The 17,844-nt window shown below is 73.2% G+C and carries 16 protein-coding genes; 4 read left to right on the plus strand and 12 right to left on the minus strand.

What is annotated here, in order from left to right:
• The first annotated feature begins 157 nt into the window (after window positions 1-157).
• A complete protein-coding gene (locus ACIP4P_RS38270) occupies window positions 158-1,117 on the plus strand; it encodes an aldo/keto reductase (protein ID WP_400927051.1) in 960 nt (319 codons plus the stop codon).
• A gap of 52 nt (window positions 1,118-1,169) precedes the next feature.
• On the opposite strand, the gene ACIP4P_RS38275 is transcribed toward ACIP4P_RS38270, so the two are convergent.
• From ACIP4P_RS38275 to ACIP4P_RS38290, 4 genes are all read right to left on the minus strand, one after another.
• Window positions 1,170-1,772, minus strand: a complete 603-nt coding sequence (locus ACIP4P_RS38275; protein WP_400927054.1) for a GNAT family N-acetyltransferase — start codon at window positions 1,770-1,772, stop codon at window positions 1,170-1,172.
• A gap of 97 nt (window positions 1,773-1,869) precedes the next feature.
• Window positions 1,870-2,544, minus strand: coding sequence for a nitroreductase family protein (locus ACIP4P_RS38280; protein WP_350514579.1), 675 nt, complete (start codon window positions 2,542-2,544; stop codon window positions 1,870-1,872).
• 98 nt (window positions 2,545-2,642) lie between these two features.
• Window positions 2,643-4,280, minus strand: a complete 1,638-nt coding sequence (locus ACIP4P_RS38285; protein WP_350514578.1) for an ABC-F family ATP-binding cassette domain-containing protein — start codon at window positions 4,278-4,280, stop codon at window positions 2,643-2,645.
• Window positions 4,281-4,633: 353 nt separating this feature from the next.
• On the minus strand, window positions 4,634-5,842 hold the full coding sequence (locus ACIP4P_RS38290) for a hypothetical protein (protein ID WP_400927059.1): 1,209 nt from the start codon (window positions 5,840-5,842) through the stop codon (window positions 4,634-4,636).
• Between the two features lie 474 nt (window positions 5,843-6,316).
• On the opposite strand from ACIP4P_RS38290, the gene ACIP4P_RS38295 reads away from it, so the two are divergent.
• Window positions 6,317-7,924 (plus strand): ABC-F family ATP-binding cassette domain-containing protein, encoded by a 1,608-nt coding sequence (locus ACIP4P_RS38295; RefSeq protein ID WP_400927062.1) that lies wholly within the window; start codon window positions 6,317-6,319, stop codon window positions 7,922-7,924.
• 63 nt (window positions 7,925-7,987) lie between these two features.
• On the opposite strand, the gene ACIP4P_RS38300 is transcribed toward ACIP4P_RS38295, so the two are convergent.
• Window positions 7,988-9,475 carry a S41 family peptidase gene (locus ACIP4P_RS38300; protein WP_400927065.1) on the minus strand — a complete coding sequence of 496 codons (1,488 nt, stop codon included), beginning with the start codon at window positions 9,473-9,475 and terminating at the stop codon, window positions 7,988-7,990.
• Window positions 9,476-9,716: 241 nt separating this feature from the next.
• Here ACIP4P_RS38300 and ACIP4P_RS38305 point away from each other — a divergent pair, with 241 nt between their 5' ends.
• Window positions 9,717-9,929, plus strand: a complete 213-nt coding sequence (locus ACIP4P_RS38305) for a hypothetical protein (RefSeq protein ID WP_350514574.1) — start codon at window positions 9,717-9,719, stop codon at window positions 9,927-9,929.
• A 46-nt stretch (window positions 9,930-9,975) separates the two neighbouring features.
• Entirely contained in the window at window positions 9,976-10,365 is a 390-nt protein-coding gene (locus tag ACIP4P_RS38310; RefSeq protein WP_400927070.1) for a toxin Doc, read from the plus strand.
• Window positions 10,366-10,387: 22 nt separating this feature from the next.
• Here the strand turns inward: ACIP4P_RS38310 and ACIP4P_RS38315 are convergent, their stop codons facing one another.
• The 7 genes from ACIP4P_RS38315 to ACIP4P_RS38345 all read right to left on the minus strand — a co-directional run bounded on the left by ACIP4P_RS38315 (window position 10,388) and on the right by ACIP4P_RS38345 (window position 17,589).
• Entirely contained in the window at window positions 10,388-11,065 is a 678-nt protein-coding gene (locus tag ACIP4P_RS38315) for a Pr6Pr family membrane protein (protein WP_400927073.1), read from the minus strand.
• Window positions 11,066-11,252: 187 nt separating this feature from the next.
• Window positions 11,253-11,966 carry a response regulator gene (locus ACIP4P_RS38320; RefSeq protein ID WP_400927076.1) on the minus strand — a complete coding sequence of 238 codons (714 nt, stop codon included), beginning with the start codon at window positions 11,964-11,966 and terminating at the stop codon, window positions 11,253-11,255.
• Entirely contained in the window at window positions 11,963-13,231 is a 1,269-nt protein-coding gene (locus tag ACIP4P_RS38325) for a sensor histidine kinase (protein WP_400927079.1), read from the minus strand. Before ACIP4P_RS38325 ends, ACIP4P_RS38320 begins: the two co-directional genes overlap by 4 nt.
• Window positions 13,232-13,315: 84 nt before the next feature.
• Window positions 13,316-13,849 carry a GNAT family N-acetyltransferase gene (locus tag ACIP4P_RS38330; RefSeq protein ID WP_350514569.1) on the minus strand — a complete coding sequence of 178 codons (534 nt, stop codon included), beginning with the start codon at window positions 13,847-13,849 and terminating at the stop codon, window positions 13,316-13,318.
• A gap of 76 nt (window positions 13,850-13,925) precedes the next feature.
• Window positions 13,926-14,969 (minus strand): hypothetical protein, encoded by a 1,044-nt coding sequence (locus ACIP4P_RS38335; protein WP_400927083.1) that lies wholly within the window; start codon window positions 14,967-14,969, stop codon window positions 13,926-13,928.
• Window positions 14,970-14,973: 4 nt separating this feature from the next.
• Window positions 14,974-17,091, minus strand: a complete 2,118-nt coding sequence (locus ACIP4P_RS38340) for a hypothetical protein (protein WP_400927085.1) — start codon at window positions 17,089-17,091, stop codon at window positions 14,974-14,976.
• Window positions 17,092-17,121: 30 nt separating this feature from the next.
• Window positions 17,122-17,589 (minus strand): hypothetical protein, encoded by a 468-nt coding sequence (locus tag ACIP4P_RS38345; protein ID WP_400927088.1) that lies wholly within the window; start codon window positions 17,587-17,589, stop codon window positions 17,122-17,124.
• Window positions 17,590-17,844 lie beyond the last annotated feature (255 nt).

A 17,844-nucleotide genomic window follows, 5' to 3' on the forward strand; every position in this document is an offset into this window, starting at 1 on the left:
GGTTCCGGTACGTGTCCCGTCGGGCGTTCCGTCAGGCGTTCCGGCAACTCTCCAAGGGACTTGATCGTTCATCAGATCTGATCAACTCCCCGGAGCGGATCGCCCACGACGCCCGATCGGTCGTGGGACCAGCCGGAAACCAGACAGGAGTACCGTCATGCGCAACGCCCCGTTCGGCAGCAACGGCCCGGAGGTCGGTGTCATCGGCCTCGGCTGCATGGGGATGACCTTCGCCTACGACGTGGGCAACCGGGACGACGAGAAGTCCGTCGGCGTGATCCGCCAGGCGCTGGACCTCGGCGTCACCCTGATCGACACCGCCGACATGTACGGCCCGTACACCAACGAGGAGGTGGTCGGCGCCGCGCTGGACGGCCCGTACCGCGAGCGCGCCTTCCTGGCCACCAAGGTCGGCATGGTCCCGGGTGCGGTGGGCTCGGACGGCGCCCGCGACGGCAGCCCCGAGCACGTGCGGCGCTCGATCGACGACAGCCTGCGCCGCCTGCGCACCGACCACCTCGACCTCTACCAGCTGCACCGGGTCGACCCGGCCGTCCCGATCGAGGAGACCTGGGGCGCGCTGGCCGAGACCGTCCGGGCCGGCAAGGTCCGCCTGATCGGGCTCTCCGAGGTGTCCGTCGAGGAGATCGAACGGGCCCGGGCGGTGCACCCGGTGGCCTCGGTGCAGTCCGAGCTGTCGCTGTGGACGAGGGACGCGCTGGCCGAGGTGCTGCCGTACACCGAGGAGCACGGCATCGCCTTCCTGCCGTACTCGCCGCTCGGCCGGGGCTTCCTGACCGGGAACATCACCTCGCTCGACGAGCTGCCCGAGGACGACTTCCGCCGCCGGCTGCCGCGCTTCCAGCGGGACGCGCTGCAGGCCAACCTGGAACTGGTCGGGAAGGTCCGGGCGATCGCCGAGCGGATCGGCGCCACGCCCGCGCAGGTCGCCCTGGCCTGGGTGCTGGCGCAGGGCCGGCACGTCTTCCCGATCCCGGGCACCAAGACGCCGCGCTACCTGGTGGACAACGCGGGCGCGGCCGCGGTCGAGCTCTCGGCGGCCGACCTGGCCGAGCTGGACGCGCTGCCGGCCGCGGAGGGCGGGCGCTACCACTGACCCGGGGCGCGGGGCCTGATCCGGCGCGCGGGGCCGCCGGTGATCCGGGGGCTCAGCGCTCCTTGATCCACACCAGCTGCCGTCCGGTTTCCGCCGGAGCCCGGACGGAGGCCTCGGCGATCCGGTCCAGCCGGTAGCCGAGCTTGCGCGGGACGGCCGCGCTGGCCGTGTTGGCCCGGTCGCAGCGGATCTCCACCCGGGCGATCCCGGGCAGCGCCAGCGCGGCCTCGGTCAGTGCCCCGGCGGCCGTGGTGGCGATGCCGCGGCCGACGTGCCGGGCGGCGACCCAGTAGCCGATCTCCAGCGCGCCCGGGCCGATCCGCCCGTGCAGCCCGAGGGCCGCGACCACCCGGCCGGGCGCCGCGTCCAGCTCGGCCAGGTACATGAAGTCCGTCCCGGCCTCCCAGGCGGCGGTGCCGGCCCGGGTCAGCTCGGCGGTCCGGGCCCGGCTGGGGGCCTCGGCCGCCCACTCCATCCAGGGCCGCAGGTGCTCCAGGTTGGCGCGCACGGCCCGGTTCAGGGCCGGTGCGTGGGTGCTGCGGCGGCGGTGCAGGGACAGGCCGCCGGGCAGCCGCAACAGCTCGGGCGGCCGCCCGGTGGTCATCTCCGGCGCGGCCCGGAGGGGCTCGCAGGACTGCGACTGTGCGGGGCTCATGGCCGCGATTATGTCCTTGGCCCGAACCTGCCACATCCGGACGGAGACGCATCCGGGGCCCCTCCGTCCGGCGGGTGCGGCCGCTGCGCCCGGCGCGTCAGAGCCGGATCATCACCTCGTCGAGCTCCTTGCGCCGCAGGTCCGGGACGCGCGCCCCCTCGGCCGGGTAGCCGACCGGGATGACGTAGGCGGCGCGCTCCTCCGCCGGGCGGTCGCACACCTCGTTGAGGAACCGCATCGGGCTCGGCGTGTGGGTCAGCGTCGCCAGCCCGGCCTGGTGCAGCGAGGCCAGCAGCAGCCCGACCGCGATCCCCACCGACTCCTTTGTGTAGTACGGGCGCGGCGAGTGGGGGCCCTTGTGCACCTCGAAGACCACGATCACGGCCGGCGCGTCCTCCAGGAACGGCTTCTGCCAGTCGGTGCCGATCGGCGCCAGCGCGGTCAGCCACTCCTCGGACGCCCGGTGGCCGTAGAACTCGCGCTCCTCGGCCTCGGCGGCCTCGCGCAGCAGCCGCTTGCGCTCCGGGTCGGTGATCACCACGAACCGCCAGGGCTGCACGTGCGCGCCGCTGGGCGCGGTGCTCGCGGTGCGCACCGCCCACTCGACCACCCCGTCCGGGATCGGCCGGGTGCTGTAGTCGCGGACGGTCCGGCGCTGCGCCATCACGTCGTGGAAGGCCTTGCCACGGGCCTCGGCCTGGTGGGCCGGCACCGTCATCGGGGCGAGCGGGACGGTCGGGTGGGGCGTCCCCGCCGCTGCGCTGTCAACCATGTCAACCATGGCCGACAGCACAGCACATGACGGCCGCCCCGGGAAGAGGTCGAGACCAATTCCCGGGGCGGCCGCCACGCGCTCAGGGGCTGCGGGGGTTACAGCTCGTGCACCCGGCCGTCCCGGACCTCGATCCGGCGGTTCACCGCGACGGTGTCCAGCATCCGCCGGTCGTGGGTGACCAGCAGCAGGGTGCCGGTGTACGAGCCGAGCGCGGACTCCAACTGCTCGATCGCGGGCAGGTCCAGGTGGTTGGTGGGCTCGTCCAGCACCAGCAGGTTGACCCCGCGCGCCTGCAGCAGCGCCAGCGCGGCCCGGGTGCGCTCGCCGGGGGAGAGGGTGCCGGCCGGGCGCAGCACGTGCACCGCCTTGAGGCCGAACTTGGCCAGCAGGGTGCGCACCTCCTCCTCGGTGAGCTCCGGCACGGCGGCCGCGAAGGCGTCCGCCAGCGGCTCGCCGCCCAGGAACAGCCCGCGCGCCTGGTCCACCTCGCCGACCACCACGCCGGAGCCCAGCACGGCGCTGCCGCCGTCCAGTTCGAGCCGCCCGAGCAGGGCGGCCAGCAGCGTGGACTTGCCCGCGCCGTTGGCGCCGGTGATGGCGACCCGGTCCGCCCAGTCGATCTGCAGGTCCACCGGGCCGAAGGCGAAGTCACCGCGCCGGGCGACCGCCCCGCGCAGGGTGGCGACCACCGAACCGGAGCGCGGCGCGGTGGCGATCTCCATCCGCAGCTCCCACTCCTTGCGCGGCTCCTCGACCACGTCCAGCCGCTCGATCATCCGCTGGGTCTGCCGGGCCTTGGAGGCCTGCTTCTCGGTGGACTCGGTGCGCTTCGCCTTGGCGTTCTTGTCGTTGTCGCCGCCCTTGCGGCGGGCGTTGCGGACGCCGTGCTCCATCCAGTTGCGCTGCATCTGGGCCCGGGCCTCCAGCGAGGCCTTGGTGTCCGCGTAGTCCTCGTACTCCTCGCGGGCGTGCCGACGGGCCACCGCCCGCTCCTCCAGGTACGACTCGTAGCCGCCGCCGTACAGGTGGACCTGCTGCTGGTGCAGGTCCAGCTCCAGCACCTTGGTGACGGTGCGGGCCAGGAACTCGCGGTCGTGGCTGATCAGCACGGTGCCGGCGCGCAGGCCCTTGACGAAGGCCTCCAGCCGCTCCAGGCCGTCCAGGTCGAGGTCGTTGGTGGGCTCGTCCAGGAGGAACACGTCGTAGCGGGAGAGCAGCAGCGAGGCCAGGCCGGCCCGGGCGGCCTGGCCGCCGGACAGTGCCGTCATCGGCAGGTCGAGGGAGACCTTCAGGCCGAGCGAGTCGGCCACCTCCTCGGCCCGCTCCTCCAGGTCGGCGCCGCCGAGGTCCAGCCAGCGGTCCAGGCTCGCCGCGTAGGCGTCGTCGGCGCCCGGGCGGCCCTCGACCAGGCCCTCGGTGGCCTCGTCCAGCGCGGTCTGGGCGGCCGACACGCCGGTGCGCCGGGCCAGGAAGTCGCGCACCGACTCGCCCTCGCGCCGCTCCGGCTCCTGCGGCAGGTGGCCGACGTTGGCGCTCGCCGGGCTGAGCCGCAGCGAACCGCCCTCGGGGGTGTCCAGCCCGGCCAGCAGCCGCAGCAGGGTCGACTTGCCGGCGCCGTTCACGCCGACCAGGCCGATCACGTCGCCGGGGGCGACGACCAGGTCCAGGCCGGTGAAGAGGGTGCGTTCGCCGTGGCCGGCGCTGAGGTCCTTGACTACGAGTGTGGCGCTCATGATGCAGCCGATTGTAGGAGGAGCGGGGGCGGCACCGGAAAAGCCAGGGGGGCGGGGGGCGCCGCGGGGGGGGGGGGGCCCCCCGGGGGGGGGGCGGGGGGGGCGGCCCCCCCCCCGGGGGGGGCCCGCCGGGGGGGGGGGGGGGGGCCGCCGGGCGGGGGGGCGGGGGGGGGGTTCTTTCTCTCGTGGGGGGGCGACTTTGAGCCCCCCTTTTGTGGGCGGGGGGGGGCCCCCCCCCCCGCCCGGGGGGCCCCCCCCCGGGGGGGGGGGGCGCGGCCCCCGTGGGGACTACCCGTCGGTCACTTCACCGTCCCGGGTCAGTTAGCCCTCGCGGGTCGGTTCGCCCGCTCGGGTCACTTGGCCTTCTTGGAGAAGTAGTCGAACATGTGCGCCGCGACGTCCTCCAGGTAGGGGCCCGCCTCGTAGGTGTTGGCGTTGTTGCCGACCGAGGTGTCGCTGACCAGGGCCGGCTTGCCGTCCTTGGTGGTGTACCAGCCGCCGCCGCTGCTGCCGCCGGTCATGTTGCAGCCGATCATCAGCATCGCCGGGCGGCTCGGGTCACCGGGCTTGGCGGCCGGCTTGCCGCCGTCGCAGTGCTCCAGCTCGACGCCGTCGAAGGGCTTGGCCTCCGGGAAGCCGTAGTTGGAGACGGCGGCGAGCTGCTCGCGCGGGGCGTTGAACCACAGCGGCACCGAGCCGCCGACGGTCTCCTCCAGCGACTTGCCGTTCGGGTCGGGGTTGGCGACCTTGATGATGCCGAAGTCGTACTGGCTCCACGGGCCGCCGCGCTCCGGGTCGGCCTCGGCCGTCCACTGCGGGGAGACCATGCCGGAGGTCGCGCCCCACTCGCCGTACGGCTCGGCGTCCTCCAGCTTGGACTTCTGCTTGTTGCCGCCGCTCAGCACGCCGTTGCTGTTGAACGCCGGGGCGAAGGTGATGTCGGTGTAGTACGAGTTGCCCTTGCCGCCGTGCAGGCAGTGGCTCGCGGTCCACACCAGGTTGCTCTTGCCCGGGTTGGCCGGGTCGGAGACGACGGTGCCGGAGCACACGTAGTCCTCGTTGCCGTCCTTGAAGAAGATCTTGCCGTTGACGTGCATGTTCTTCGGGAACGGGTGCGCCACGGGCTTCGCCGAGACCGCCGCGGGCGGCTGGTCCGGCCCGGCCGGCGGCTGGGCGCCGGTGGGCTGGGCCGGGGCGGCGCCGGTCGGCTGGGCGGTGGGGGCCTGGCTCGGGCCCGGGGTCGGGGGCTGCGGCAGCGGCTTCGGCTTGGCGTTCAGCAGCTTCTGCAGGGTCCAGTAGCCCTTGACGGCCGGGGTGACCACATTGGCCTTGGCCCACTTGTCCCAGTCGTCGAGCTTCCAGCTCTTCAGCTCCTCGACCGTCGGTAGCTTGATCGGAGCCGCGCCCGGCTTGCCGGAGGCGCTGGCCGCGACCGACGGCGCGGTGGTCTGGGCGCCGGCCGGGTCGCTGTTGTCCGGTCCGCAACCGGTGGCGACCACCATGGTCAGCGCGGCGACGGACGCGCCCAGGACGGCACGGCTCGGCCGGGATATCGGTGACATGAGTTCAATTCCCCCTGTTGACTACCGCCATACGGCCCGTTCCTCGGGTACGGCCCCGGGGGCCGCAGGCATGGCAGGTGAGGAGTCTGCCATGCGGATAAGGAACTCCTTACACGTGGCGCGGGCCGGGACGGGGCTGTCACCGGATCGGCACCGGATCGGCACGGGGCCTCCGTCCGGGCCGTTGTGGGCCCCGAAAATCGGTTGCGGGCGTCCGGCGCGGTCCCTAGCGTGGTTGGAGTCATCAGCCAGACAAGGAGAAGGCCGTTGCTCTACTGAGGTCCCGGGACACCGCCCCCGCCACGTAGGCCCTGCTGTTCCAGCAGCCGCGTGGTGTGCGAGTGTGCGACCTCAGTCACGGCCCCCGGCGCCCGCGCGCGCCGCCGTCCTGTCGTTCGGCCGTACCTGTTCCGCACCCGCGGTGTCTCCCCGTGTTGCTCATCACCCCATCGGCAACCACCCGGGAGGCCTTGCATGGCACAACCCACCACCTCCGTCCTCTGCACCGAGCTCACGTTCGAGTGGCCGGACGGCAAGCCCGTCCTGGACGGCTTCCACCTCGCCGTCGGCCCCGGCCGCACCGGACTGATCGGCCTCAACGGGGCCGGCAAGTCCACCCTGCTGCGGCTGATCGCCGGCGAACTCACCCCCACCGGCGGCACCGTCCGGGTCGCGGGCGAACTCGGCTACCTGCCCCAGGGCCTCACCCTCGACACCGCCCTGCGGGTCGACGAGGCGCTCGGCATCCGGGCCGCCCGCGAGGCCCTGCACGCCATCGAGTCGGGCGACACCGACCAGCGGCACTTCGACGCCGTCGGCGACGACTGGGACGTCGAGGAGCGCGCCCGCGCCACCCTCGACCGGCTCGGTCTGCGCCGCCTCGGCCTCGACCGCACCACCGGCGAACTCTCCGGTGGCGAGGTGGTGTTGCTGCGGCTGGCCGCGCTGCTGCTGCGCCGCCCCGACGTGCTGCTGCTCGACGAGCCCACCAACAACCTCGACCGGGCCGCCCGCGAGCGGCTCTACGAGACGGTGGCCGGCTGGCAGGGCACCATGGTGATCGTCAGCCACGACCGCGAACTGCTCCAGCACGTCGACCAGATCGCCGACCTGCGGGACGGCGCAGTCACCTGGTACGGCGGCAACTTCGCCGCCTACGAGCGCACCCTCGCCGCCCAGCAGGAGACGGCCGAGCGCCTGCTGCGCAACGCCGAGGCCGATGTCCAGCGCCAGAAACGGGACTTGGTCGACGCCCGGACCAGGCTGGACCGCAGCGCCAGCTACGGCAAGAAGCGATCGGTCACCCGCAACGACCCGCACATCTTCGCCGGGATGCTCAAACGCAAGGGGCAGGAGACGGCGGGCCGGCTCACCGGGATGCACACCGAGCGCCTGGAGGAGGCCAAGGCACGGCTCACCGCCGCCGAGGAGGCGGTGCGCGACGACGCCGAGATCCGGGTCGACCTGCCGCGCACCGCGGTGCCGGCCGGGCGCACGGTGCTCTCCCTGCAGAAGGTCCGGCTGCCCTTCGGCCCCACCGTCGACCTCGACCTGCGCGGTCCCGAGCGGATCGCCCTGGTCGGGCGCAACGGCTCCGGCAAGTCCACGCTGCTGCGCACCATCGCGGGCGAACTCTCCCCGCTGGAGGGGCAGATCACCACCCCGGAGGCGGTGCGCCACCTGCCGCAGCGGCTCGACCTGCTGGACGACGGGCTGACGGTGGTGGAGAACGTCAAGCGGTTCGCCCCGGGCACCGGGGACAACGCGGTCCGGGCCCGGCTCGCCCGCTTCCTGTTCCGCGGCGCCCGGGCCGAGCAGCCGGTCGGCACGCTGTCCGGCGGCGAGCGGTTCCGGGCCACACTGGCCGCCCTGCTGCTGGCCGACCCGCCGCCGCAGCTGCTGCTGCTCGACGAGCCGACCAACAACCTGGACCTCGCCAGCGTCCGCCAGCTCACCCAGGCGCTGGCCGGCTACCAGGGCGCGCTGATCGTGGTTAGCCACGACCTGCCGTTCCTGCGCGGCCTGGGCCTGACCAGGTGGCTGGAGCTGGACGGCGCACTGAGGGCGGTGGACCCGATGTAGCGGCTCCGCTCGGCTCGGCTCGGTCCGGCTCGGCTCGGCCCGGCTGGACCGGCTGGACCGGGCCTACCGCCGGTCCGCTCCTCCGCCGTCCTCGGCGAGCACCCGGCGGGCCGTGCTCAGGGCGGAGTCCTTGAGCGCGGCCAGCTCGTCGGGGCTGTACACCGGGGTCCGGAGGTCCGGCGCGATGCCCGGGCCGTCGAAGGTGCTGCCGTCCCGGTTCAGGTACTCCTCGTTCGGCAGGACCAGCGCGAAGTCCGGTGAGATGAGCTTGACCAGGACGTCGGAGAAGACGCCCTGGGTGTTCTCGCCGATCCGGGTCACGTGCGGCGAGCGGCCCATCAGCGCCTGGGCGAAGGTCTCCGCGGCGCTGGCCGAGATCGAGGAGGTGAGCAGGGTGACCGGCCCGGTGAAGTGCTCGCCGTCCGAGGGCCGGACGTGCACCGGTGAGGGCCGGGTGAACTTCGTCGGGTCGGCCGGGTCGTCCCGGGCCACCTTCCGGTAGGCGAGGTACGGGCGGTCGGTGAGCCGGGCGGCGATGTGCACCCCGAGCGCGTCCGAGCCGCCGCCGTTCAGTCGGACGTCGATCACCAGGCCGCTGAGCCGGTCCGGGTCGGCGAGCAGGGAGTCCAGGGCCTTGTCCAGCTCGGCGACCTGGCTGCGGTAGTCGCCGTCGGTGTAGCCGTCGAAGCTGCCCACCCGGAGGTAGCCGACGTCGTCGGGGAGCCGGCCCACGCCGAGCTTCCCGCCCGCGAACAGCTGCTCCGGGCCGGTGAGCTGGGCGGCGACGGCCTGCCCGGCCCGGGTGGTCAGCTCCTTGGTGCGCACCGTCGTGCCGGGCCGCCGCCCGCCGAACACCGGCACCGGCTGCCCGTCGACCACCCGGGCCAGCCCGGTGTGGGCGTCGCCGAGCGGCCTGAGCAGGTCGACGAAGATCTGCTGCAGTTGCTCGGTGGTCGTCGTCGGGGTGATCCGCCGGCGCTGCTCGTCCCGGACGGCGTGCCAGTCGATGCCCTTGGCCGCGAAGAAGGGGTAGTTCTCCTCGAAGGTCTCCCAGAACCGGTCGAAGACCGCGAGCGGGTCGTTCGGCGCCGGGGTGGTGCACAGCGCGGGCAGCGCGGGGAGCCGGTACAGGTCCTTGGTGCCGACCCCGCCCTCCTCACGGTCGACGAGCCGGTCCCGGCCCTTCGGGGTGAGGGTCACCCCGTTGTGGCCCGTGACGTAGCGGACGGTGCCGTCCGCCCCGGGCGCGCCGTCCTGGGTCGCGGTGATCCAGCCGGGCACGCAGCTGTGCGTGGTCACGTCGTAGGTGGTCAGCCGGCCCCCGGCGACGGTGACCACCGTGCCGTAGCCGTCCATCCGCCACACCCCGTCCAGCGTGCCGCCGTGCCGCGCCTCCGCCGAGGCGGCGCCGCCCTCCGCCGGGACCGCCCCCGCGGCCGAGGCAGTCCCCGCCGCGGCGGCCGTTCCCGGCGCCGCGACCGCGACCGTCGTCGCCAGCGCCGCCGTCACCACCGTCGCGGCCGCCGCCCTGCCGATACCCCTGTGCGTCATCTCCGGCCTCCGCCGAGTTCCCGGTCTCCCCCGCGGAACCGCTCCGCCACCGCCGCCGACGCTACGGCCGGGCGCGCCCGTCGGTCGTCATCCACCGCGCCGCGCCCGTGCCATCCTCCGGACGCATCCGCCCGGCCGGGCGAACCGCCCCCGGGGGTATCGACAGCAAAGCGTTTTGCGGACTGCTGGAAAACCGTCGGCCCTCCTCCCAACTCCCGTGCGCTGCAGTACCATCGGCGACATGCCTGCGCTCAACATCGAGTACACGGAGCACGAACTCGCCGCGATCCGCGCGGCCGCCGCCGCGGACGGCAAGAGCGTCAAGGCGTACGTCCACGACCTCAGCGTCCGGGAGCAGCAGCGGCGGGTGTTCGTGGACCACGCGGTGGCGTTCTGGAAGGACCACCAGGCGGAGTTCGACGCCGCGTTCCCGGAGGACGCACCCGCCGCGTGAGGCGCGGCGGCCGCGGGGGAGTGGTCCGGCGGTGGACGCTCCGGCGATGGACGGTGCGGACGTGACGCTGCTGCAGGTCGACCTGCGCTGGCTGCTCGACGTGCAGGAGCTGGCCTCCCCGGAGGACCTCAGCGTGCGCGACTACTCGGCGCTGCAGGCCGCCGTGGCCCGGCACCGGGTGAACACCGCCCAGCTCGGCCACGACGCCGATCCGGCCTGGTGCGCGGCCACCCTGATGCACACCATCGTGCTGCTGCGCCCGCTCCCGGTGCGCAACAACCTGTACGCCTGCATGACGACGGCCGCGTACATGCACGCGGCCGGAGAGGGCATCGACCCGCCGTACGGGGCGTTGGTCGAGCTGGCCCGGGACATCGCCGGGGCCCGGGCGGACGTCTACGCGGCGGCCGACCGGATCCGCTCCTGGCGGATCTGAGGCCGGCCGCCGGTCCCGCGCCTCAGGAGCGGCCGGGCGTCTCCGCGACCTTCGCCGCGACCCTCGCCGAAACCTTCGCCGCGACCTTCGTGCCCAGCCGGTCCAGTCCGACCACGAGCAGGCCGAGCAGCACGAATTCGACCGTCAGCTGGGCTATCTGGCCCCAGACGTAACCGTAGCCCCGCTCGGTCGGGTCGAAGAAGAAGTACGGGTAGGGCGTCGGGAAGTCGGCGAACAGCGCGTTGCGGGCGAGCACGATCGCCGCGTAGCCGAGCGGGAAGGTCAGCCAGAGCGGGATGTCCTTCCAGGCCGCCGCGTTGCGCGGCTTCAGCACCAGCCAGTCGATCAGCACCATCACCGGCGTGACGTAGTGCAGGAAGAACGACGACCAGTTCGCCAGCCGGTCCGGTCCGCTGACCAGCCCGGGCAGTGGGCTGGCGCCGTGCTGCAGCAGGATGTGCGAGACCAGCCCGGTGATCAGGATGTACAGCGTGGCGGCGCCGCGCAGCCGGGGCGCGGGCGCGTCCACGGTGCCGCGCTTGAGCATCCAGTAGACCGCGCCGATGAAGTAGCCGAGCACGATGACGTTGCTCTGCACGGTGAAGTACACCAGCGAGGCGGTCCCGAGGGACAGGCCGAGGCCCGCCGAGAGCACGATGCCCATGCGCCACCAGAGCGCGGGACGGGTCCGGACGGTCATGCGGCCACCAGTTCGGTTCGGGCGATACGGGAGGTATCGGACGGTTCAGGGGGAAGATCGCACTCTACTTCCTGACGCCGGTTGAGTGGAACCTGTGTGCGAGTCATCCCTGTCGTCTTCATCTGTCGCTGTCGCTGTCGCTGTCGCTGTCGCTGTCGCTGCCGCCGCCGCCGTTGCCGTCACTGCCTCAGCCCGGCAGCACGAACCCCGACTCGTACGCCACGATCACCGCCTGGGTCCGGTCCCGGGCGCCCAGCTTGGCCAGCACGCTGCCGACGTGCGTCTTCACCGTCTCCTGGCTCACCACCAACTGCCGGGCGATCTCGCGGTTGTTCAGCCCGGTGGCCATCAGTCGCAGCACCTGCCCCTCTCGCTCGGTCAGCCGCCCCACCGGGCTGCGACCCACGGCGGCCGCGCGCCGCGCGTCCGCGCCGTGCCGCAGCGCGAGTTCGCGCACGGCCGCCGGGAACAGCAGCGAGTCCCCCCGCGCGACCAGCCGTACCGCCTGGACCATCTCCTCCGCCCGGGCCCGCTTCAGCAGGAACCCGGCCGCGCCCGCGCGCAGCGCGTCGTACACGTGGTCGTCGTGCTCGAAGGTGGTGACCACCAGGATCCGCGGCGGCTCGGCCATCCCGCCGACCAGCTGCTCGGTGGCCCGGATCCCGTCGATGCCGGGCATCCGGACGTCCATCAGCACCACGTCCGGCCGCAGTTGGCGCACCAGCGGGACGACCTCGGCGCCGTCGGCCGCCTCGCCGACCACGGTGAGGTCCGGTTCGGCGTCGATCACCACCCGCAGGCCCATCCGGACCAGCCGCTCGTCGTCCGCGATCACCACCCGGATGCCCGTGCCGCTCCCGGTGCCCTCGGTGCCCCCGGCGCCCTCGGTCGTCGTGCTCATCCCGCGCTCCCTCCCACCGGCAGCCAGACCGCCAGCCGCCACGTCGTCCCGTCCTCGCTCGGCCCCACGGCGCTCCCGCCGCGCAGCGCCGCCGCCCGTTCCCCGATCCCGCGCAGCCCGCGCCCGCCGCCGGGCCGGCTCGGACGGGCCGGGCCCAGCGGGTTGGTCAGCTCGATCTCCAGCCGGCCCGCGGCCAGCCCGACCCGCAGTCCGGCCGGTGCGGGCCCGGCGTGCCGCAGCACATTGGTCAGGCCCTCCTGCACGATCCGGTACGCCTCGCGGGAGACCGCGGCGGGCAGCGCACCCAGGCCGGGCGCCAGCTCGGCGTCCACCGTCACGCCGGTGCGGGCGAGTTGACGCAGCAGGTCGTCCAGCCCGGCCAGCGTGGGCCCGGCCGGTCCGCCGCCCCGGTCCTCCTCCTCGCGCAACAGCCCGAGCACGGTGTCCAGTTCAGCGACGGCCCCGCGCGCGGTCTCCTCGATCGCGCGCAGCGCCTCGGCGGCGAAGTCCGGGTCGGTGCGCAGCACCCGGGCGGCCGCCGAGGCCTGGATGCCGACCGCGCTGAGCGCGTGCCCGACCGAGTCGTGCAGTTCACGGGCCAGCTGGTTGCGCTGGGCGAGCACGGTGGCCCGCCGCTCGGCGGCGGCCAGCCGCTCCTCCGGGGTCGGGCCGAGCAGGACGGGCGCCCAACGGGCCAGCAGCGCGCCGCAGCCGGCGTTGGTCCCGACGATCAGCAGCAGCAGCGCCAGGCCCAGGGCCGGGCCGGTGAGCATCCAGCCGGGGAAACGGTTCTCCCAGAACCCGGCGAGGTCCGGGACCTCGGCGAAATCGACCAGCAGCACCACCGCGAACGGCACCCCGGCCAGCGTCATCCCGGCGACCACCCCGCCGAACAGCAGGTGCAGCACGAACCAGAGCGCGGTGCGCCACCGGGCCGCCCAGGACCGGGCCGGCCCGGCGGCCAGCTCCTCGGGCCGCTCCACCGCGCACAGCGCCCGGGCGGCCGCGCCCTCCAGCCCCCGGACGGTGGGCACCAGCGCGGTGATCGCCGCCATCGGCAGCGAGGTGAACAACGCCAGGATCTGCAGCACCAGTTGACGCAGGTGCCCCTGGTTCGGATCGAGCGCCCCGAGCCCCACCGTCGACAACAGGTAGTACGGCATCAGCAGCGCGCCGCCCAGCACCAGGTGCACCCAGCGCTGCCGGGCCCGTCGCCCGACCAACGCCTCGCCGACCCGCCGAACCCGCCCGCCCCCCGCCGTCACCCGGGTGACTCTACGTCAGCGCCCCGGCCCGCAGCCTCCGCCCGGGGAGCGATCCGGCTCCCCCTGCCGGGGGATCCGGGGGCGTCAGGCCATCCGGTGGATCAGCCGGTCCTCGTGGTCCACCCGCCCGTCCGGGTCCGCCACCAGCCCGAGCCGCTCGGCCAGCCGGCGCGAGGGCAGGTTGTCCGCCCTGATCAGCGCCGTCACCGGGATCCCGGGGAACCGCGGCAGCGCCTCCGCCATCGCGGCCCGGCACGCCTCGGCCGCGTACCCCTTGCCCCAGGCCACCGGCCGGAACCGGTAGTACAGGTTGAACACCGGCTCCCCGTCCAGCGAGTGCAGGAACAGCCCGGCCACCCCGATGCTCACCCCCGGCTCCTCCCGGGTCGCCACCATGCAGTACCCCACCCCGTCCCGCGGCCAGTCCGCCACGAACCCGGCCAACTGCTCCCGGGCCTCCGCGATGTCCCGCTGCGGCCCGTTCGGGTTGTACCGGTTGGTCTCCGGATCCCCGTGGATCGCGAACACCGCCTCCGCATCCCCCTCCTGCGGCCGGCTCAGCACCAGCCGCTCGGAGACGGCGACGATCGTGCGGTCGGTGGTGGTGGCGGTGGTCATGCTGGTCCCCCGGCTGTCGTGCGTAATGGCCAGCACGCACGATAGGCCATTACGCCGACATCCGTCCGCTGCTTTTTCAGAGGATCGGCTCGCAACCGATCGCCTTGCCCCCGGCGGTGAGGAACTGCTTCCAGATCTCGTCGCTGTCGGGGATCAGCTTCTGAGGACCCTTCCAGCTCAACCGGAAGTGGACCGGTTCGCCCTGGCAGGTCGTCACCATCTCGTCCGGTCGCACCCAGCGGGCCCGGCCCAGCCCGGGGTCGTTCGTCGGGGCGTCGGCGGCCAGGAGCCGGGGCTCGGTGCCGATGGTGAAGGCGACCGAGGACCTGGGGCTCGCGTCCGAGTCGACGCGGCAGGTCCACAAGGGGTCGGTGGCCGTGGTCGCGGTCTCCCGGAGGCCGGGGGCCCCGGGCACGTCGGGAACGGTGAATCCCGGCAGGTCGCACACCGCGCCGCGGTCGAGGGCGTGTTCCGTCCCGGCCTTCGACAGGTCGTGCGGTGCCGGTATCCGTGCCGTCCCACAGGCCCGCTGCGTCGCGATCCGGTTGGCCACCGACACGGAGAGTCCCGCGAGCTCCCGGCTGCCGGGACCGTCGTCGTCCGAGCTCACCACGACCTGCACGCTGTCGTCGCAACCCTCGGGGAGCAGCGCCCACGCCCGGTGGTCGGAGGCCGCACCGACCGCACCGCCGTTGGCCGAGGCGGCGAACAGCCGGGCGTCCGGGTCGTCCGCGAGGAGGTCGAGGTCGGTGGTCCTGCGGAGTTCCACCGTGACCGACCGGTCGTTCCCGAAGATCCCCCGACTCACCGTCGCCCGGCAGAGGGCGGTTCCGGCGGACAGGTGCCCGTCGCCGTACTCCTGCCCGGCGGTCTTGCCCGAACCGAGCGCACCGGTCAGCGCCTCGGAACCGACCGTCCCCTCGCACACGCTGTCCGGCCCGAAGGCGTTGCTCAGGTTGTTCGCGAGGAACGCGCCCGCCCCGGCCACGACGGCGGTCGCCACCGCCACCACGACCGCCGCCCGCAACCGCAGCGGCCAGGTGGTGAACCCGCGCCGGTCGGGTGCCGGGTCGGTCTCGCCGTCCGGCCTGCCGACCGTCTCGTGCCGTCCCGTCGTCATGGGATCAGCCCTTCCCGAAGGCGGCGTTGTGGGCCTGGGTGATCGAGGTGTAGTAGTGCATGTTGGCCCCGTCGGTCAGTTGGGCGAGCAGGGGGTCACGAGCCGGCACGCCGAAGTCGTCGGCCTTCCTCCTGACCATGACCTGCACCTGCGACTGCCCGGTGGTGTAGAGGCTGCTGAGGTCGCCCTGCGCCTTGGTGTCGAGCGCCGCGTTGACCTTGTTGGCCCAGTCGGACGTGGCGACGTCGACGTAGCGCTGGGCGATGTCCCCGACCGGCAGCCAGTCCTTGCCCGGCAGCATGTTCGCGAGGGTGCCGACGTAGTGGTAGTCCATCTTGGCCTTCCAGTTGACCTTGAACTGTTCGTCGGCCTTGTGGTCCGTGATGGTGTCCGCCTGGACGGCATCGAGCGCGCCGAAGGCTTTGCCGGCCTCGTTCACGAAGCTCTCGAACTTCGCATCTGGGCGGCCGTTGACGTCCTTGAAGGCCTCGGGCCCGTACTCGGCCATCCGTCGGGCCACCTCCTGGGTCTCGGCCAGGTGGATCAGGGAGTACGACTCCGGGTCCTCGGCGGTGCCGCGGATCACCCGGAGGAGCTGCTCCCGGGTGGCGTTCAGTCCTCCGGGTTCGGACGGGCCGGGGAGGTCCTTGCTGAGGATGTCGTGGGTGTCCGCCGCGTAGTCGCTGATCATGTCGGCCATCGGCCGACGGAGCGCGGGGGACAGGTCGTTCTGATGGCCCGCCTTGTCGCCGCCGAGCGTCGAGAGGGCGGAGTCCATGATCCGTGTCATCGTCGCGTCGTGCGGTCGTACCGGCGGCTGCGTGCTGCCGGGTTCGCGGCCGGTGGCCGCGGCCTCCAGCGTCTGGGCGAACATTCCGTGGGAGCTGTTGCACAGCTCGTCCGGGGACAGGTTGCCCTCCAGGTCCTGGTCCGGCCATGCGCGGTCCTTGAGCAGGTAGCCGAGGTTCTTGTTGCGTCCCGGGTCGAGGAACTCCCCGGCGGCGGCCGGGTCGGTCCTCAGCTGCTTCATCAGGGGGCCCAGGGGGTCCCCCTCCTTGAGCGACCAGCTCGGACCCCACAGGTCGCTGCCCTTGGCCTTGCTGGTGCGCTCGTAGTCGAGCAGGTCGTCGCCCACCTTCACCAGGAACGCCTTGTCGTACCTGCCGCCCGCTCCCATCAGCGCCGTCAGCGCCGGGTAGTTGTCGTTCCACCCCGCCGCCGAGCCGCCCGGGCGGCGGGCGGCTGCGAGGAGGCCGTCCTCCCAGGCCCGGCCCATGCCGCCGTCGCGGGTGGCGGTGGCGAGGGCCACCGACAGGTTGCCGTAGACGTCCTGGTAGCCCTTGGCGTTGTGGTTGCCGTGGGCGAGGTCGCCGTAGGCCTTGCCGTAGCCCAGGAGGGCCTCCGGGCCGGTCTTCCCGCCGTAGTTGAGGCCGTTGAGCAGGGTGGTGGCGAAGTCCTTGTTCTCCGCGTTGGCGGCCAGCAGGGTCTGGAGCTGCTTGAGCTGTTCGTCGGAGAGGCTGCCGCCCTTGGACATCAGGTCGGTGGCCCGCTTGGCGTCGGCGACCGGGCCGCCGCCGCCCGGGGCGGGGTTGAAGGCGGTGGTACTGGTGCCGATGTCGCTCTGGAGGTCGAGGGTGGCGCGCTGGTCGGCACTGGTGGCCTTCTCGACGGCCTTGGTCAGGCGGGCCGAGATGGCCTTGGCCTTGGCGTCCAACTCCTTGGCCAGGAGATCGTGGTCGGGGTCGTTCCTGGCGTCCTTCGGCAGGGTCCAGCTCACCGTGCCGTCCGCCGACACGGTCAACTCCTGGACCTGGGCGTCGTGGAGCGCCGTGTCCAGGTCGCGGCGGGCGGCGGTGAAGTCCTCGGCGGCGGTCTTCATGATCGCGGCGAGCGCGGTGGCGACGGCGGAGGCCTGCTTGAAGTCGCCGTCGATGCCCTGCATCACCTTCGTCGCCTGGTCGGCGGCGTCCCCCTTCCAACCGGCCCGTTGGGCGGTGGTGGTGAGGTCCTTGGTGACCCGGCCGTCCAGGGCGGTGAGGGCCTTGGCGACCCCCGCCCATGCCTCGGCCGCGTCGGAGACCCCGGAGAAGTCGGCCTCGTGCAGTTCCTTGAAGGACACCATGTGTCTGTTCCCCCTGTACTGATGTGCTGGCTAGCGGGTGGCGCGGAGATCTGCGGCGGTGGTGATCTCGTTGCCGTGGTAGTACTCGCGGGTCCGGTCGAGGCTGGTGGCCGCGTTGTCGACCTTGCCGTGCAGGGCCTTGCACTGCTGCAGCCAGCGTTCGGTGCTGCCGGTGAGGGCGCCGCCGAAGGTGAAGCCGCGGATTCCGGTCGACGCGGTGCTCGCGTACTCGGTGAGGCTGTGCGCGCCGGGCCCCGCCTTGGTGTTGGCGCCGTCCAGGTCGGTGGCGATCTGCCGGGCCAGTCCGGCGGAGGCGGTGAGTTCGTACGGGGTGTCCAGCTGGGTGGTGGGCCGCCCCGGGGGCAGCAGGGGGAACGGCGACACCGGACTGCCGTCGCCGACCGGCGCCGGAACGGCGTAGGGCGACTTCTTCGGCGTGCTCGGCATCGGGTCCGTCGCCGGGGGGACCGGTCCGGTGGTGAAGTACGGGCTACCCATGTGTCAACAGTCCTCCCCGACAAGGCAAAGGGTTCGTATGCCCTTCGCGGCATGACGACCGTACAGGCCCCCACTGTCAGTACGCGGACGCACCCTGGGTTCTGGCGTCCGTACTGGGCGTGACCGGTTCGACGGGGGCTTCGTCAAGGCTTCGCGAGGGCCCCAGCGGGGCGCCGCCGGGGCGGAATCGGCGACACGGGGCCGGTGTCAAGGTCTTGTTGCCGACGGGTAGCTTCCCTATCATCGCGACTGTTA

This window comes from Kitasatospora sp. NPDC089509 (assembly GCF_044749365.1).
GTDB lineage: Bacteria > Actinomycetota > Actinomycetes > Streptomycetales > Streptomycetaceae > Kitasatospora.

Excerpts from the sequence above, each read along its gene's own strand:
- ACIP4P_RS38310 (WP_400927070.1), top strand. The coding sequence starts at position 9,976 with ATGGACGGTGCGGACGTGACGCTGCTGCAGGTCGACCTGCGCTGGCTG.
- ACIP4P_RS38285 (WP_350514578.1), bottom strand. The coding sequence starts at position 4,280 with ATGAGCGCCACACTCGTAGTCAAGGACCTCAGCGCCGGCCACGGCGAA.
- ACIP4P_RS38275 (WP_400927054.1), bottom strand. The coding sequence starts at position 1,772 with ATGAGCCCCGCACAGTCGCAGTCCTGCGAGCCCCTCCGGGCCGCGCCG.
- ACIP4P_RS38290 (WP_400927059.1), bottom strand. The coding sequence starts at position 5,842 with ATGTCACCGATATCCCGGCCGAGCCGTGCCGTCCTGGGCGCGTCCGTC.
- ACIP4P_RS38315 (WP_400927073.1), bottom strand. The coding sequence starts at position 11,065 with ATGACCGTCCGGACCCGTCCCGCGCTCTGGTGGCGCATGGGCATCGTG.
- ACIP4P_RS38295 (WP_400927062.1), top strand. The coding sequence starts at position 6,317 with ATGGCACAACCCACCACCTCCGTCCTCTGCACCGAGCTCACGTTCGAG.
- ACIP4P_RS38330 (WP_350514569.1), bottom strand. The coding sequence starts at position 13,849 with ATGACCACCGCCACCACCACCGACCGCACGATCGTCGCCGTCTCCGAG.
- ACIP4P_RS38335 (WP_400927083.1), bottom strand. The coding sequence starts at position 14,969 with ATGACGACGGGACGGCACGAGACGGTCGGCAGGCCGGACGGCGAGACC.
- ACIP4P_RS38300 (WP_400927065.1), bottom strand. The coding sequence starts at position 9,475 with ATGACGCACAGGGGTATCGGCAGGGCGGCGGCCGCGACGGTGGTGACG.
- ACIP4P_RS38320 (WP_400927076.1), bottom strand. The coding sequence starts at position 11,966 with ATGAGCACGACGACCGAGGGCGCCGGGGGCACCGAGGGCACCGGGAGC.
- ACIP4P_RS38345 (WP_400927088.1), bottom strand. The coding sequence starts at position 17,589 with ATGGGTAGCCCGTACTTCACCACCGGACCGGTCCCCCCGGCGACGGAC.
- ACIP4P_RS38305 (WP_350514574.1), top strand. The coding sequence starts at position 9,717 with ATGCCTGCGCTCAACATCGAGTACACGGAGCACGAACTCGCCGCGATC.
- ACIP4P_RS38270 (WP_400927051.1), top strand. The coding sequence starts at position 158 with ATGCGCAACGCCCCGTTCGGCAGCAACGGCCCGGAGGTCGGTGTCATC.
- ACIP4P_RS38280 (WP_350514579.1), bottom strand. The coding sequence starts at position 2,544 with ATGGTTGACAGCGCAGCGGCGGGGACGCCCCACCCGACCGTCCCGCTC.
- ACIP4P_RS38340 (WP_400927085.1), bottom strand. The coding sequence starts at position 17,091 with ATGGTGTCCTTCAAGGAACTGCACGAGGCCGACTTCTCCGGGGTCTCC.